The organism is Klebsiella sp. GG_Kp146 (assembly GCF_040061975.1).
Classification (GTDB): domain Bacteria; phylum Pseudomonadota; class Gammaproteobacteria; order Enterobacterales; family Enterobacteriaceae; genus Klebsiella; species Klebsiella quasipneumoniae.
Window position 1 is genome coordinate 218,060 of record NZ_JBEAHA010000002.1, and the last position, 14,702, is coordinate 232,761.

Genomic DNA, 14,702 nt, shown 5'->3' on the forward strand with positions numbered 1-14,702 from the left:
GAGGCCGTTGTCGTTTTTGTCATGACCAAAATTTGAAACTCTTGATTACAGGAAACACAATATCGAATTCCAAGTTTATACATATCAATCTGGCTGTAAAGATAGTCAATAACATCAAACGCTCATAAAAACATCTGATTAACCCAATCAGAATGTTGCTATTGCTATAAGAAAAATCAAACGCCTCACGACAACTATTTACAAGGGAAGCCTATGACAGAGGGAACGATAAAGACCAGTAAGTATGAAATTATTGCTATTTTCAGAGAGGAGTTGCGCAAACGTACTGAAATTGAAATATTTTTTAACAACACCAGTATCATAACCCAACTGACGCGCGTGGACTTTGCCGAGTTCCATATTCAGACCCATCGCAAAATCCCAACGGGTCATAAAATTCGTTTTCTACTGCATAGCGATTCAGGGAAAATAGAGTTTAATGCAGCCCTGACAAAACATGACAATAGCGGTGTCGATAAAGGTATCCGCTACGCCTTTTCCTTGCCTGAATGCCTGCAGGTCGTGCAGCGTCGCCGCGATCCCCGCTTTCGTTTACGCCACGAGCATGACTTTTATTGCCGCGGGCGCCATAAAAATGGCGAAAACTATCTTTTCGACATCAAAGACATTTCGGACGGCGGTTGCGCGCTGATGACCAAAACGCCGAACCTGAAATTTCTCAGTCATAACGCATTGCTGAAAAATGCCGTACTGATGCTGGCGGAATATGGCGAGATCACCATCGACCTGGTGGTAAAAAATGTCATTATTATCACCCTCGACAACCCCAATGAAGAGAGCGAAAGCTACTATCAGATATCCTGCCAGTTTAAGTTCCGTCATCTCGACGACCAGCGCAGAATAGAGAAGATTCTGCTGGACCTGATCTTAGAAGCCAAGCGCAAAAAGAGAATCTGATACCCTTGGAAAGTATATTGCTGTACACCAATGATAATCTCATTGGTCACTCAATCTATCACTACCTTATTGATAGTCATGAAAATGCCACCCGTTTTGGCTATGACGATGTTATCCAGAGAAAACATCTGCCTGTGGCCCAAACGGTTATTTTCAATTTAATTAATAAGGATATTTCTGCCATCAGAATCCTTGATCTGCTGAATGCGCTCCGCCTTTCCCTGCAGCGCTGCCAGCAGCCGGTGCTGATGGTAAAAAGCGACATTGCCGGGCTATGCCGAGAGTTGATAACTGTCGATAATGCCATGATTATTAGCGAAAACTCACCGCTATCTATGTTTACTTCCATTATCCAGCGCGCGAAGGGCGCCAGCGAACACCCGCCGCGACGATTGCGCAAACAGCTGTCGCCGCGGGAGTGCCAGATCCTCGAGCTGCTGATTGCCAACAATAATAATAAGCGTATTGCCGCCCTGCTCGGCATTGCCCATAAAACGGTCCACAGCCATCGTATCCATATCATGCAAAAGCTGGGCATTGATAATTCCCGCACGATGAACCAGCGTATTGCCGCCCTTCATCAATGTTAAATTTTACAGCGGTAAATCAATAGCGGATAAAGCGTACTTATTCGCTGTTGATTTACATTTCCTGCCATTCCCATTAACCATCAGGTAGCCTATAATTAGACTATCCTCTGCTTATTGTCTGACTAACCTCGTGAAGAGGGATAATGAACACTAAAATATTCGAAGACAACATTTTATCTCGTAATGATATCGCTGTACGCTACGTCTTTCAGAAAATGTTTTCCCCACAAGGTACCTTAGTCGCAGTTGAATGCTTAAGCCGCTTCGATAATCTTCCCGTTTCGCCAGAATATTTTTTCCGCCATGCCACCGCGGCGGTTCGTGAGCGTATTTTTCTCGAGCAACTGGCGTTGATTGAACAGCATAAAGCATGGTTTTTACGTAACCATATTTCCGCCACCATTAACGTCGATGACCATATCCTGAATCTGCTACGCCAGAAGGAAATAAAAGAGAAAATTGCCGCCCTGACCTGCGTCCATTTTGAAGTGACCGAAAACGCCGAGAAACTTCTGAATAATTCCCTCGCCGCCTGGCAAAGCCCGCAGGATACCTCGCTGTGGCTCGACGACTTCGGCTCTGGCTACGCGGGGATAAACGCCATCAGCGGTTATCATTTTGACTATGTCAAAATTGATAAAGATTTTTTCTGGCATCTGATGCGCAAAGAGTCCGGCCGTCAGCTGATGGATGCGCTGGTCACCTTTTTATCCCGCAATCATCACAACGTGATTATTGAAGGCGTGGAAAGCGAAGCCCATAAAAAATGGCTGCAGGGTATGGAGTGGTTTGCTATTCAGGGGCATTACTGGCAGGAAGTCAGCATTGAACAGCTGGTTGCCGACGATATTGTCATATAAAAAAGCCGGGCTTGCCCGGCTTTTTCGTCTCGCTTAATTATAAACTAATTCCCACGTTGCCCAGCTGGTAATTGGCCCGCTGGTGGCGCTTTTCGGCGTCGGCGAAACGTAGCCCACATAATAGGTGAACAGACCGCCGCTGACCGCGCTTTCCTGCAAATGCACCTGATTTTGCTGCGGGTCCGCAGGGACAATTTTATTACTCTTATCCAGCGTATTATTATCATTGGTCGACAGCGCCAGATAAATATTCTGCGCTCCGTCTGGCAAGGTATTGGCCAGATAGCCCGCGTTCTCATTGCCGACCGCCGTCAGTAAAAAACCGTCGACCCAGCGAACGCTGACCCGCCGCACCTCGTCCTGCGAGGCGGCGCCGCCGTCATGACGCAGCTGGCAATTTGACAGCGCCAGGGTAAAAGGCTGCGGCTTCATAAACGCGCCGGCCCCGCGATCGTGCACTTCCGCCAGGCTGACCGGCGCCAGCCAGACGTTGCCGCTGCCGGCATGCTGGCCGCCATTGAGCGCGACGCTGCAGGAAATATCCGTCACCCGCCCGGCAAAATCGACCCGTCCGCGATCATAATTGGTCTCGAAACCCCACGCCGAGGGGGCAGCGAGGCTGCCGCAGAGCAGCAGCCACGCGATAGTATGTTTCGGCAATCCCTTCATTCCCCCTCCCGTATTAATCGTACGTCAGGTTAAAGATCATATGCGACTCCACCTCGCCGGTGCTGGTCGTCGGGCCATACTGATAAAAGCGCGCGTGCAGCGGGATGGTGATGTAGCGAGTCTCCTGATTATTCAAGCGGCCAACGGTATATTTCTTATTAAACTGCAGCGGGGATCCATCCTTCAGCACCTGGATGCCGACGCCTTTCGCCATCCCGCTGCCGGCCTTTTCATTCAGCAAGGCGCCCATGGTGGCGGTGGTGCTGGTCGCCAGGGTGCCGGAAAAAGAGGTGCTGATGTTGGCATATCCCGTTTCACTCAGGCCGCCGCTGCACTGCAGATCGATATTAAAATCCTTCCCGCCCGCGGTGGTGCCCACCCCTTTCAGGTCAGTGCGTCTGATGGCGCCCACATCAACATTCATATTTTTCCCGCTCAGTACCGAACAGGAGGGCGAGACCACGGTGATCGCATTGGCGCTCAGATAGGTTTCGAGGATCGGGTTGCCGCCGCTCTCCCAGTCATAGGAGGTGTATTTTCCCGCCGCGAGGGTGCCGCTGCCGGTGGTTGCCGCGGTTTTGATAATCTCCAGCGTAAAACGTGACCCTTCAAGGGAATAGCTGGTGGTGTTATACACCCGGGACGAATAGACGTCGGGATAGACGATATTCACCGTCGCGCCGCCGCGGCTGAAACGCATACCAATCCCCGGCACGTTGGTGGAATAAATTTTATTCCCAAGATCGGTGGCCCCTGGCGAGACGATCTTCGCCGCGAAGCGGTTGGTGCCGGAGGTACAGCGATAGCTCGCCCCGCCCGGGGCGCTCATCGTCCAGTCGCGGGTGAGGATCACCGAGCCCACCGGCAGATCCGGGGGCACCACCACCCTGCCCACCACCATGTCCAGCATCACCGTTGGCGAAGAAAGACGCGTACAGACGGCCCAGGACGAGGTGGTGCCCAGCGCCATTAAGACGATAAAAAGCGTCAGTAATTTCCTCAGCGACATACGCTATCCTTTGTTGTTTGCTGTCCCAGATCCACCGAACACTGCCCGCCGCTCCACTTCACAATCGCGCGTTTGGCGTTCGCATCGCTGATGAACATCATGCTGCCCTGACCGACGACGCCGATCTCCTTGCCGTCGGGGGAGAAAATACTCGCCGCGAACGGCAGAGGCTCATGGTTCGCCTGGCGCGCCTGCAGGGTGAGGTTGTTCTGCACCGTGGTGCCGAACGCCACCTTAACCACGCTGCCTTCCCACGGCACAACCTGCGCCACGGTGCGATCGAAGGCCACGTCGTCATGGCTGCCTTTCGGGTCGATCTCGACGGCGTTGATCCGGTACGGGCGCAGATACGGCAGGATGGCGTAACCGTTGCTGTCCACGCGGGTGCCCGGCGATCCCGGGAGCATGGCGCCGGCCGCGTCTTTGGCTTCAATCAGCGCCATCGTCGAGCCGCTTTCCGGCGAGAGCACCACGCCGCCGCTGTGGGCGATCATCGTCCCGCTGGCGCCAATGCCGCTCTGACGATACCCTTCGCCCTGGCTATAGCTGCCGTTGAGGGTGGTCCATGGCGTACGGTAGCTGCCGTTGAGCGCTACATCGTGCTGACCGCCGGTGGCGGTGGTGGTCGACACGCCGTAGTTAAGGTTGTTTTCACTGTCCAGCGAACCGTTGATACCAATCTGCGAGCTGGCAAAGCGCGAGTTGTTGAACGAGGTGTTCGACGTCAGGTTGGCGGTGCGGTTATCGCCAAACCACAGCGGGTAGCTGAAGTTGAGTGAAATGCGATCGTCGCGGCGATGGCCGGAGCTGTCCGGGGTATAGACGCGCTGGGCGCTCGCCGACCAGGAGAGACGACCAAACGAATTGTTGTAGCTGACCTGATACTGCTTCTCGGTCCCGGAGCGGTTCCAGTAATCAGAAATACGACCGCTGAGATAAAACCCGCCCCAACCGTCCGGCAGGTTCTGGTTCACCGTGAAGGTCATGCCGTTTTTTTGCCGCCACAGCGTATAGTTGCTGCGGCTGTTTTTTTCCTGATCGACGGCGTACAGCGCATCGTTGAGGTTGTAATAACCTTTCGTCGAGTAGCGATACGCCGCCAGCACGATGCTGGTCTGGGTATCGGTGAACATGCGGTTAAAGGTGGCGCGATAGCTCTGCCCCGAGTCATCATGGGTATCGCTCTTCAGCCGCGAATGGGTGACGTCAAAAGAGAGCGCGCCGATCCCGGTGTTCATCCCGGTGCCCACCAGGAAGGCCTGATAGTCGTCAAAGCCAGTGACCCCGGTGTAGCCGGTCAGCAGGTTATTGATCCCGTGCTGCCAGGTCGCCTGATAGAGCATCGGCTTGTTGCGTAGCCCGCTGTCGTCCACTTTACCGGCGGAGAGCGCGTAGCGGGTCATGCCCGGACGCAGCAGCTGAGCAACGGAGGCGTAAGGCACGCTGAACACTTCCACCGAGCCATCCGCCTCTTTTACCGAGACTTCAAGATCGCTGCCATAGCCGGATGGATAGACATCCTGCAGGGTAAACGGCCCCGGCGGAACCGTGGTCTGATAGATAATGTTGCTGCCCTGACGCACGGTGACGAGGGCGTTGCTCTGCGCCACGCCGCGAATTTCCGGGGCATAAGAGCGCATGCCGTCCGGGAACATATTGTCATCAGTGGCGAGGTTGACCCCACGCAGACCGATGGTGTCGAAAAATTCGCCATTGGTAAAAATCTGCCCCCCGCTGACGATGGAGTTGATCTGCGGGATCGGCCGCTGGAGATAGGTCTGGTTGCTGTTCCAGTGCGCTTTGCCCTGCTGCTGCTGCCAGTTCAGGTTACCGATATGCTTCAGCAGCCAGCCGTCCCACGACAGACCGGCGTTGACGCCAAGGTAGGCGCTGCTGTTATCCGACCCGCCGACCGAAGAGGTGTGGCTGTTCCAGGCGTTGGCCATCCAGCCAAGATTAAGCGCGGTAATGCCTTTGTCCCAGAACTCCGGGCTGACATAGTTTTTCAGGCGTTGATCTTCATAGATCTGCGGCACTGAAATGTTCAACCGCAGGGAGGACTGGACCAGGTTGTCTTTGACGTTGTCTTCGTTGCGCCAGGATTTGAGGCTACCGCAATAGCCTTCCTGTTCGCTCAGCTGCGGATTGAGCTTTTCCGCCGCGATGCCGTACTGGGTCAGCATCGCTTTGGTGTAGCAGACCCCAAGGTTACCGTCTTTGTCGCGCGCGATGCGCAGATCGTAGCGCCCTTTCCATTCGTCGTTGGTGTAGACGTCAAGGGAGTAAGTGCCTTCGGTAATCGCGCTGGTCGAGAAGCGTGACAGGTCGACCTTTTCGCGACTGCCGACAATAAAGCCGTCGTTAAATTGATATACCGTTCCCGGGTTTTCCTGTCCGCTGGAAAATGGCGGAAAGCAGCACAGCGCGATGGCGATCGCGGTGCTTAATCTTCCCGGGCAGAATGACCTCTGCTTCATTAGCTTTTCCCTTATTTAACGGCCACTTTCACTGCGACATCGGCGCCATAGTCATTAATGTTGTTAACGGTCAGGGTTTCGCCGCGGTTGACGGCGGAGGAGAGCGCCACCGTCTGGCTGGACTGCGGCGCCAGCATCACGGTTTTGCTGTTCAGGGCTTTACCGCCGTCGCGGGAAATACGGCTGACGGTAATGTAGAACGGCGTCGGGTTGTTGATGGCGAGACTGCTGCCGCTGGCGGTCAGGGTCAGCTTCTCGGCCGCCGCATCGCGGTTGCCCAGCCCGGCAGGACGATAAATAAATTTAAAGCGGGAACGGATCGCCAGCTGCAGCACGTTCTGGCCTTCATTTTTCTGATCAGCCACCACCGGCGGAATTTCCAGCAGATTCAGCCACCACAGCGTCTCTTTATCTTTCGCCAGACCGGCGCTGCTGCCGAGCTTAATACGCAGCGTCTGGCCGCTCTTGGCGTCAACGCGCGAAATCGGCGGGGTGATAATAAACGGGGTGGTAATGGTATCCGGTGTGGCATCGGCATCGCCGTTATCCAACCAGGCCTGCGCCAGCGCCGGACGGTCGGCGTTATTTGAAAGCTGTACCGTTATTTCTTTTTCATTTCCTGGATAAATAAAGCGGGTACCGTTAACAATAATATTGTTGGCATGGGCCGCAAAACTAAAAATGAAACAGAAAAAAAGGGCAATACGCTTCATGCTGACCTCAGAATAAAAATACAAGCGGCGGACATTGCCGCTTTATTATTGTTATTAACTGCCCCATCGCGGGGCAGTTTTATTTTCTGACGGAATTACTGGTAAGTAATTTCGTAAGTCGCGTAGCTGTTTACCACACCGGTGGTCACAGTGGTCGGCGCGCTGGTGGCGTAGCCTACGTAGTAGGTGAAACGCGCGCCATCGGCTACAGCGGAAGCATCGCCTTTCGCTTTCGGCTGAGTGCTGTCACCCGGGATGATTTTGTTGGTCAGCGCGGTAGCGTTGTCAGTAGACAGCACCAGCTGGATGTTCTGAGCACCGGAAGCTTCGGTGTTCGCCAGGTAGCCCTGTTGTTTGCTGGTTGCGCCAGCCAGCAGGTTACCGCCGGTCCAGTTTACGCCCAGTTTGCTTACGTCATCCTGTTTGGTGCCGTCAGCCGCCTGGCAGTTAGAGACGTCAATGGTGAAAGATTTCGGTTTCAGGTAAGTATCCGCTGCTGCCGCTTTAACTTCAGTCAGGGTTACCGGAGACAGGTAAACGTTCGCATCGCTGCCCTGGCCGTTAACAGAAACAGTACAGGATACATCGGTAACTTTACCGAAGAAATTAACCTGGCCGCCGCCAACATTGGTATCAGCTGCATGGGCAGCAGTCATGCCAAAAAACGCGGTTGCCATTGCTGCAGAGAGAAGAACCTTTTTCATTGCCATTTCCTTGTCAGAGTGAATTACGAATCAATGAGCACACTGTGAATTCGCATAGAACCAGAAACATCAGGCGATGCTGATTTATGCCACTGCTAATAGAATCTTCGACTGACCGGGAGCCGCAATATTTAAGGCGTCAGGTAACGAACCAAAAAATATAAGTTCGCTGGTGCTATCGGCGTCAAAGAATGCTATTTATTCGCCGACAAATATACATTTGTTCACGTTTCATTAAGTTATATAACATATACCCAATGGCTATTAATAAATAATTATTGATAGGTGAAAACGGGGTGGTGGTTGTTTACAGCACGGAAAGCCTGACGCCAGGGCGCGAGAGAAAGGGCCACCTCAGCATGCCGAAATGGCCGCCAGAGGGCTATTGCGAATCGTCCGAATCCGCCATGACGGCGGTTAAAAACCGCCCAAACAATTCACACAATGAATGGTAACCGCGTAAATGAGGCGCATTACACACTCTGAGCACAGGCAGTCCGCGTGATATCCCCTGCAGAAATAAATCTATAATGCGTTGTTTTTAAATTAAAAAATAGAGAAAGATTCATTTCCCCATTATCAAACCGCCATAAAAATGTGATCTAAATCGCACTTTTTGCCACGCGCGTTATAGTTAGCAGGCTTATTATAAGTCCATCGAAAGCAAACACGCTTTCCACCATAAAAGTTAAAAGGACAAACACCATGAAAAACGTAAAATTACTCGCCGCTGCCGGTATGCTCTCCCTGGTCTCTTTCGCTAGCTTCGCTCATCCGGTGAGCGTAACAGCAGATACCCTGGACAGCGCAGAAGCGAAAATCGCGACCATTGCGAAAGAACAAGGCGCTTCCTACCACATCACCGAAGCGTACACCGGCAACCAGGTCCATATGACCGCCGAGCTCTCTAAATAAGCGAATGGTTGCAGAGGGAGCTGCCGGACAGGCCGCCTGCGGGCGGCTGGTCTGGCTCCCGCCGCCTACCCCGCACACAGCAATGTCGAGCCCCGTTATGGGGCTTTTTTCGTTTTTGCCCCCGCCGCCTGGCGCGCCAGCGCGCGCTGAATAGACAATACGCTCGCCAGCACCACGATCAGCCCGACCAGCGCCATCCCCTGGATCGTTTGTCCAAGGAAAATCCACCCCAGCACCACGGCGGTCACCGGGCTCAGCAGGCTCATTGCCGACACCGCCACCGGCGAGAGGCGGCCAATCCCCCGGAACCACAGGCCATAGGCCAGCATGGCGCCCGCCACGCACAGCCACAGATAGCCGGCCGCCTGCAGCGCAGTCACCTGATGCAAAGGGGGGTCAACGATCAGCGCCACTGGCGCCAGCACCACCCCGCCGATCGCCAGCTGCCAGCCGGTTAACGCGACGATCGGCAGGGAGAGCGCCCAGCGGCGGGAGAGCCAGGTGCCCAGCGCCATACTGATCGCCCCGAGAAACGCCGCGCCGATGCCCAGCGGGTCGAGGACGGTGCGCGGCGACAGCAGCAGCATGGCCATACCGAGTATGCCGGCGAGGGCTGAGAATACCGCCAGCCAGGGCGAGCGCTGCCGGTCTACGCACCAGGCGAGAAGCATCACCAGCAGCGGCTGGATCGCGCCAATCACTGCCGCCAGCCCGCCGGGTAAGCGATAGGCGGCGATAAACAACAGCGCCTGAAACGCGCCGATATTTAAGATGCCGGTAACGATAAGCTTTAGCCATTCGCCGCGCTGCGGAAAGCGGCGGCTCCAGATCAGCAGGGCGATACCTGCCGGCAACACCCTCAGCAGTGCGGCAATAAACGGCCGGTCAGGGGGAAGAAACTGGGAGGTGACGATGTAGGTCGTCCCCCAGATAGCGGGCGCCAGCGCCGTGAGCAGCAGGTCGAGCATCAGACTACGCGAGAGAAAAGCCATGATTTTATCTTCACTTCAAGTTAAATTGGTGCCTCAAGTATGTACCCGCAATTATCTTGATATCAAGACAAGTGAGCACTCATGGACAAATCACCGCCGATCGACGCCGTTGATCGGATTCTCGCCCAGTGGCAACGGGAGCGACCGGACCTCGACTGCAGCCCAATGGGGCCGATTGGCCGTCTGAAACGGTGCGCCATGCTGCTGGAGCCGCAGGTGGAAGTGGCTTTTACGCGCCACGAACTGGTGCGCTGGGAGTTTGACATGCTGGCGACGCTGCGCCGCGCCGGGGCGCCGTTCATTCTTTCGCCGACCCAGCTCTTCTCCACGCTGATGATCACCTCCGGCACCATGACTCATCGCCTGAAGGCGCTGGAAAAACGCGGGTTTATTACCCGCCTGCCCAATCCGGAAGACGCCCGCAGTATGCTGGTCACCCTGACGCCCGCCGGACGTGAGCGCATCGATGAGGCGGTGGAGACCCATGTCGATAATGAACGGCAGCTGCTGGCGGGGCTCAGCGATGGCGAGCGCCAGCAGCTGGATCAGGCGCTGCGGGTATTGATGCGCCTGCTGGAAAGCCGTTAACAGCCCGCGGCGATAAAGTCGCCGTTAGCGCTGATCGGCACCACGGTGAAAAACAACCCGGCGGCAAAGAGGATCAGCGCCAGCCCGCCGAGGATCTTCACCAGCGGCACCAGCCAGGGCCGCGGACGGCTGGTCGCCGTCAGCCGGTTGACGGTACGGTGACGGGCATAGTGCACCGCCAGCGACAGACCGAGGATCGAGAGCGCGGTGCCCAGCGCCATGGTCATCACCGCGGCGATGCCCCAGCTGACGATCCCCAGCGCGTTGGCGAACAGCAGGATCATAATCGCTCCGCTGCAGGGCCGGGCGCCGATAGCCAGCACCACGCCCAGACGTGTCTTCCAGTCGGCGCCCTGCAGGTCCTGCCCCACGCCGTGGTGCCCGCAGCCGCACGCGGCATCATGCTGATGCGCCGGCCTCAGAGCGCGTATCCTTGTTTTACCCGGCCGCAGGCTTTGCAGCGCGCGACAGATAACGTAAACCCCAAAGGCGGCGATGGTCAGGGCGCTGATCTTCTCGACGTACCAGCGGCTGGCGCTGAGATCGCCGGCGGCCAGATTCAGCCCCACCGCGAGAATATAGACAAACAGGATGGCGCTCACGCCCTGCAGCAGGCTGCCGAGAAAAGGCACCACCCGCGCCGCGGTCAGGCTCTCCTGGTTGGTGCTCAGGTAAGTGGTGACGATAAACTTACCGTGGCCCGGTCCGATAGCGTGCAGCACGCCGTAAAGAAATGCGCCCACCAGCAGCCAGACGCCGCCGCTGTACTGATGGTTGTTCAGCAGTAAAAGGTACATCACCAGATAGCGATGCAGGGTAATTTGCGTGGCGAGGCACCACTGGAGAAAGTCGCTCCAGTGGCTGTGCAAGGTGACGCCGGCGGCCAGCAGAAGAAGGCCGCCGCTCCCGGCGACCAGCAGGCGCCAGTCGCGTTGCGCAATCGGAATCATCATCGTTATGCCATGGTGAAAAGAGATGAACCACCGGACGACAATCTCATACCCGGCGAACAATAGTGCCTGTTTTCAAGGATGGATGATTTGTCGGCGTTTTTCTCGTCAATGCTCTTGGTCACAAGGCTCCGCATTATCAGCATCAGCGGGCTCCTGTACCTACCCTCTGCCCTATCTTTGCACAAAGCACTTTACTCTCTTCAGCATACCACAGACGTTTGTTTTTAATGCTGGCACCCTGAATAACATATAAGAGCAGTCGTAACACGCCTAAAAACAGATAAAAATAAATCAGTTATCGCTATCCTGGCACTTTATGTACTTTATCATCCTGCGCATCAGGCACGAATATTTATTAACTGCTATTTATTTAATATATGCATTAACAGGACCACTCCGATGAAAAGAAACTTACTCGCCCTGGCGTGCGTCGCGCTGCTGACGCCCTCGCTTTCAGCGCAGGCGACCTGGCGCAGCGACCAGCGCCAGGACGCCCGCGATATCCGCCAGGATAGCCGCGAGCAGGGCCGTGAAACCAAGCAAGAGTGCGTCAGCAACAACAATCAAAGCAACGCCAGCTGCCGTCACGATAAGCGGGAAAACCGCCGCGAAGGTCGTCAGGAAGCCCGCGACGAAAAATGGTAAGTCAGCCTGCTCCGGCGAATGACAGATCGAGGTCTTCTGCCACCGGAGCCTTTCACTCCGCCTGTGACGCCGGACCGTCGCGTCCAGCCCTGCCTGCTCTTTATTCTTAGCTTGCTGCAGAATATTACCCGCAACCGGTCCGCAGTCCATGGCTACTAATACCCACAGCCTGATATCACCGCTACCGCCGATTACCGCCCGCTGCTACCCCTGCACTATTAAGATTAAGCTCAACCCTTTAAATAAGACGTAAAGTGCCCTTACAGAGACAATGGCTATTATCCCCAGGCTTTTTGCAGTATGGTTTAATCACTGTTGTAGTTTTGCAGTGAATGCTATCCAGACGGTTCAGGGTTGTATTCTGTCTGAGAAATTACTCATGCCATTCCCGTCGCTGAGATACGGGCGGCCGGCTGGCTGACGCCGTGCCGCCCCGACAGCCGGGAAATAAATCATGACGGCATTGATGGCCGCCTTGCCGTGGCCGGAAGCCAGTGCCTTCATCATCACGTGGGCATCATCAAGAGGATCAGGGATGTACAGGACGTGGAAACCTCCAGGAAAGATTCGCCAGTTCAACCAGCTAACCCTTTCTTTACCCTTCAGCATGCGGCGTCTTATCGCAGGGGATGACGATAGCCCATGATACTGCGTACACCCGTAGCAAATAAAAACGTTATCAGCACGCTGTTTAAAAATAAAAAGGCAGTCGCATTTAACAATGACCTGACGCAGGCCTGGAAAGCGTAATATTTGCCTGCCATAAAAGGGAACACCATGACGAATAACGCCGATATTAAAAAAAGGAACTTCCTGACTCAGAATGAAATCGAGTCGCTACTTAAAGCCGCCGATAGCGGTCCCTACGCCGCACGTAATTATTGCCTGACGCTGCTGTGCTTCATCCATGGTCTGCGCGCCAGCGAGATCTGTCGCCTGCGAATATCCGATATCGACCTTGCTTCCCGCTGCGTTTATATCCATCGGCTAAAAAAGGGGTTCTCGACCACCCACCCTTTGCTGAATAAAGAGATCCACGCCCTAAAGCGCTGGCTGGCCATTCGCAACACCTGGCCGCAGGCCGCCAGCGAGTGGCTGTTTCTCTCCCGCAAAGGCAATCCCCTTTCCCGCCAGCAGTTCTATCAGATTATCGCCTCTTCTGGCGACCAGGCGGGATTGCCGCTGGAGATCCACCCGCACATGCTGCGTCACTCGTGTGGCTTTGCGTTGGCCAATATGGGTATCGATACCCGCCTGATCCAGGACTATCTCGGACACCGCAATATTCGCCATACCGTCTGGTATACCGCCAGCAACGCGGGACGCTTCTATGGTATCTGGGACAATACGCGCGACAAACAGCGCCTGTCGCTGCTTCAGTAAGCCTGACGCCACGGATGGCGTTGTACCGCGTTGCGGGGAAATTAAATATGAATAAATTAACCCTCGGTTAATTATGATTATTGTTCCCGCAAGTTCTTATTTAATCCTGCGGTCACCTCGTTCAATAAACCCTGCATAAATTCCGGTTTTGCCGTGACTATTTATTGTTGGCTAAAATCCATCCCGCTATTTTTAAAATCTATCGGTTGAAAAAACCTTTTATTTTATGCACATGCTATGAAACCCGAGCAGATCTATTGTGGCCTTGCTTAAAATCTCTAAAATTAAGAATTATCGCCAGGCGATATTTTGACTGGCTGTAAATATAATATGCTATCTATGCGTGGTTAATCGCCTTCACCTTGTACCGTTCTCGCATTACGGATCTTTTCCGTCATGGCGTATGGTTTCGCCATGACGACCCCTCACATCTTTTTCAGGAGCAACTATTGTGAACCGACGTCGTTTTCTTACCGCCAAAGAAGTTCAGGCTATGATGCAGGCCGCGCGTCAGGGCGCCACCGGCGAGCGGGACTACTGCCTCATCCTGCTCGCCTTTCGCCACGGGATGCGCATCAGCGAACTGCTGGATCTGCACTATCACGATCTGGATCTACGGGAAGGCCGGGTCAATGTGCGGCGGTTGAAGAACGGTTTTTCGACTATTCACCCGCTGCGCTTTGATGAACGTGAGGCCATTGAGCGCTGGAGTCAGGTCCGCGCCGGCTGGAAAGCGGCGGCCAAAACCGACGCGCTGTTTATCTCCCGTCGCGGTACCCCGCTCTCACGCCAGCAGGCATATCGTATTATTCGCGCCGCCGGGGAAAAGGCAGGTACCGTAACGCAGACCCACCCCCATATGCTGCGTCACGCCTGCGGCTACGAACTGGCGGAAAGAGGGACAGATACCCGTTTGATCCAGGATTATCTCGGTCATCGTAATATTCGACACACGGTACGCTACACCGCCAGCAATGCGGCGCGTTTTGCCGGAATATGGGAAAGAAATAATCTTATTGGAGAAAGCAATGCAGAAGCGGGAATTGATACAACCGATTGAATTTGATTAAAAAAATAAACCGTGAACAGGTCAATTGGGGCCAAACTGTTTATATCATAAAAATGTTTTGACATATTTTGCAACTCACCACGCCATATTTCTGCAAAAAAATTCATAATCATCTGATTTTAAATCATTTTTAAAACATCAATTACGCACTTTTCTCACCCTAACCTCCCGGGGCATCGACGCGCCTTCGCCAGCGGCATCGCTCTTCCTTTCGCAC

The 14,702-nt window shown here is 54.4% G+C and carries 16 protein-coding genes; 8 read left to right on the plus strand and 8 right to left on the minus strand.

Features of this window, described 5'->3' with window-relative positions:
* Positions 1 to 213 precede the first annotated feature (213 nt).
* The 3 genes from mrkH to mkrJ all read left to right on the plus strand — a co-directional run bounded on the left by mrkH (position 214) and on the right by mkrJ (position 2,368).
* A complete protein-coding gene (gene mrkH / locus ABLU95_RS03345; RefSeq protein ID WP_241516365.1) occupies positions 214 to 918 on the plus strand; it encodes a transcriptional activator MrkH in 705 nt (234 codons plus the stop codon).
* A 17-nt stretch (positions 919 to 935) separates the two neighbouring features.
* Positions 936 to 1,508, plus strand: coding sequence for a LuxR C-terminal-related transcriptional regulator (locus tag ABLU95_RS03350; RefSeq protein WP_348878892.1), 573 nt, complete (start codon positions 936 to 938; stop codon positions 1,506 to 1,508).
* Between the two features lie 143 nt (positions 1,509 to 1,651).
* Positions 1,652 to 2,368 (plus strand): phosphodiesterase MrkJ, encoded by a 717-nt coding sequence (gene mkrJ / locus ABLU95_RS03355; RefSeq protein ID WP_023290928.1) that lies wholly within the window; start codon positions 1,652 to 1,654, stop codon positions 2,366 to 2,368.
* 33 nt (positions 2,369 to 2,401) lie between these two features.
* Here mkrJ and mrkF read toward each other — a convergent pair whose 3' ends face one another.
* The 5 genes from mrkF to mrkA all read right to left on the minus strand — a co-directional run bounded on the left by mrkF (position 2,402) and on the right by mrkA (position 7,940).
* Entirely contained in the window at positions 2,402 to 3,037 is a 636-nt protein-coding gene (gene mrkF / locus ABLU95_RS03360) for a type 3 fimbria minor subunit MrkF (RefSeq protein WP_023290929.1), read from the minus strand.
* Between the two features lie 13 nt (positions 3,038 to 3,050).
* Positions 3,051 to 4,046: a type 3 fimbria adhesin subunit MrkD gene (mrkD, locus tag ABLU95_RS03365; protein ID WP_087775422.1), complete on the minus strand. Its 996-nt coding sequence runs from the start codon at positions 4,044 to 4,046 to the stop codon at positions 3,051 to 3,053.
* Positions 4,037 to 6,523, minus strand: coding sequence for a type 3 fimbria usher protein MrkC (gene mrkC / locus ABLU95_RS03370; protein WP_023290931.1), 2,487 nt, complete (start codon positions 6,521 to 6,523; stop codon positions 4,037 to 4,039). Before mrkC ends, mrkD begins: the two co-directional genes overlap by 10 nt.
* A gap of 11 nt (positions 6,524 to 6,534) precedes the next feature.
* The gene (mrkB, locus tag ABLU95_RS03375) at positions 6,535 to 7,236 is read right to left on the minus strand and encodes a type 3 fimbria chaperone MrkB (RefSeq protein ID WP_050533776.1); all 702 of its coding nucleotides are present in this window, start codon (positions 7,234 to 7,236) and stop codon (positions 6,535 to 6,537) included.
* A gap of 95 nt (positions 7,237 to 7,331) precedes the next feature.
* Positions 7,332 to 7,940, minus strand: coding sequence for a type 3 fimbria major subunit MrkA (gene mrkA / locus ABLU95_RS03380; protein ID WP_000756959.1), 609 nt, complete (start codon positions 7,938 to 7,940; stop codon positions 7,332 to 7,334).
* Between the two features lie 705 nt (positions 7,941 to 8,645).
* Between mrkA and ABLU95_RS03385 the strand changes: the two genes are divergently transcribed.
* Positions 8,646 to 8,855, plus strand: coding sequence for a DUF1471 domain-containing protein (locus tag ABLU95_RS03385; protein WP_002916131.1), 210 nt, complete (start codon positions 8,646 to 8,648; stop codon positions 8,853 to 8,855).
* A gap of 95 nt (positions 8,856 to 8,950) precedes the next feature.
* Here the strand turns inward: ABLU95_RS03385 and ABLU95_RS03390 are convergent, their stop codons facing one another.
* Positions 8,951 to 9,847 (minus strand): EamA family transporter, encoded by an 897-nt coding sequence (locus tag ABLU95_RS03390; RefSeq protein ID WP_023290933.1) that lies wholly within the window; start codon positions 9,845 to 9,847, stop codon positions 8,951 to 8,953.
* Positions 9,848 to 9,928: 81 nt separating this feature from the next.
* Here ABLU95_RS03390 and ABLU95_RS03395 point away from each other — a divergent pair, with 81 nt between their 5' ends.
* The gene (locus tag ABLU95_RS03395; protein ID WP_087775428.1) at positions 9,929 to 10,435 is read left to right on the plus strand and encodes a MarR family transcriptional regulator; all 507 of its coding nucleotides are present in this window, start codon (positions 9,929 to 9,931) and stop codon (positions 10,433 to 10,435) included.
* Here the strand turns inward: ABLU95_RS03395 and ABLU95_RS03400 are convergent.
* Positions 10,432 to 11,388: a nickel/cobalt transporter gene (locus tag ABLU95_RS03400; RefSeq protein WP_044524643.1), complete on the minus strand. Its 957-nt coding sequence runs from the start codon at positions 11,386 to 11,388 to the stop codon at positions 10,432 to 10,434. The genes ABLU95_RS03395 and ABLU95_RS03400 overlap by 4 nt on opposite strands.
* Positions 11,389 to 11,787: 399 nt before the next feature.
* Here ABLU95_RS03400 and ABLU95_RS03405 point away from each other — a divergent pair, with 399 nt between their 5' ends.
* Entirely contained in the window at positions 11,788 to 12,033 is a 246-nt protein-coding gene (locus ABLU95_RS03405; RefSeq protein ID WP_086074991.1) for a hypothetical protein, read from the plus strand.
* 348 nt (positions 12,034 to 12,381) lie between these two features.
* Here the strand turns inward: ABLU95_RS03405 and ABLU95_RS03410 are convergent, their stop codons facing one another.
* Positions 12,382 to 12,642 carry a hypothetical protein gene (locus ABLU95_RS03410; RefSeq protein WP_032428979.1) on the minus strand — a complete coding sequence of 87 codons (261 nt, stop codon included), beginning with the start codon at positions 12,640 to 12,642 and terminating at the stop codon, positions 12,382 to 12,384.
* 168 nt (positions 12,643 to 12,810) lie between these two features.
* On the opposite strand from ABLU95_RS03410, the gene fimB reads away from it, so the two are divergent.
* Both fimB and fimE read left to right on the plus strand, forming a co-directional pair.
* A complete protein-coding gene (gene fimB / locus ABLU95_RS03415; protein WP_023290937.1) occupies positions 12,811 to 13,416 on the plus strand; it encodes a type 1 fimbria switch DNA invertase FimB in 606 nt (201 codons plus the stop codon).
* A gap of 451 nt (positions 13,417 to 13,867) precedes the next feature.
* Positions 13,868 to 14,476 (plus strand): type 1 fimbria switch DNA invertase FimE, encoded by a 609-nt coding sequence (gene fimE / locus ABLU95_RS03420; protein WP_044524645.1) that lies wholly within the window; start codon positions 13,868 to 13,870, stop codon positions 14,474 to 14,476.
* Positions 14,477 to 14,702 lie beyond the last annotated feature (226 nt).

Bases quoted from the DNA above. Each gene is read 5' to 3' on its own strand.
- mrkB (WP_050533776.1), bottom strand. From the start codon at position 7,236: ATGAAGCGTATTGCCCTTTTTTTCTGTTTCATTTTTAGTTTTGCGGCC.
- mkrJ (WP_023290928.1), top strand. From the start codon at position 1,652: ATGAACACTAAAATATTCGAAGACAACATTTTATCTCGTAATGATATC.
- ABLU95_RS03410 (WP_032428979.1), bottom strand. From the start codon at position 12,642: ATGCTGAAGGGTAAAGAAAGGGTTAGCTGGTTGAACTGGCGAATCTTT.
- mrkC (WP_023290931.1), bottom strand. From the start codon at position 6,523: ATGAAGCAGAGGTCATTCTGCCCGGGAAGATTAAGCACCGCGATCGCC.
- fimB (WP_023290937.1), top strand. From the start codon at position 12,811: ATGACGAATAACGCCGATATTAAAAAAAGGAACTTCCTGACTCAGAAT.
- mrkA (WP_000756959.1), bottom strand. From the start codon at position 7,940: ATGAAAAAGGTTCTTCTCTCTGCAGCAATGGCAACCGCGTTTTTTGGC.
- ABLU95_RS03405 (WP_086074991.1), top strand. From the start codon at position 11,788: ATGAAAAGAAACTTACTCGCCCTGGCGTGCGTCGCGCTGCTGACGCCC.
- mrkD (WP_087775422.1), bottom strand. From the start codon at position 4,046: ATGTCGCTGAGGAAATTACTGACGCTTTTTATCGTCTTAATGGCGCTG.
- ABLU95_RS03395 (WP_087775428.1), top strand. From the start codon at position 9,929: ATGGACAAATCACCGCCGATCGACGCCGTTGATCGGATTCTCGCCCAG.
- ABLU95_RS03385 (WP_002916131.1), top strand. From the start codon at position 8,646: ATGAAAAACGTAAAATTACTCGCCGCTGCCGGTATGCTCTCCCTGGTC.
- ABLU95_RS03400 (WP_044524643.1), bottom strand. From the start codon at position 11,388: ATGATGATTCCGATTGCGCAACGCGACTGGCGCCTGCTGGTCGCCGGG.
- mrkF (WP_023290929.1), bottom strand. From the start codon at position 3,037: ATGAAGGGATTGCCGAAACATACTATCGCGTGGCTGCTGCTCTGCGGC.
- ABLU95_RS03390 (WP_023290933.1), bottom strand. From the start codon at position 9,847: ATGGCTTTTCTCTCGCGTAGTCTGATGCTCGACCTGCTGCTCACGGCG.
- mrkH (WP_241516365.1), top strand. From the start codon at position 214: ATGACAGAGGGAACGATAAAGACCAGTAAGTATGAAATTATTGCTATT.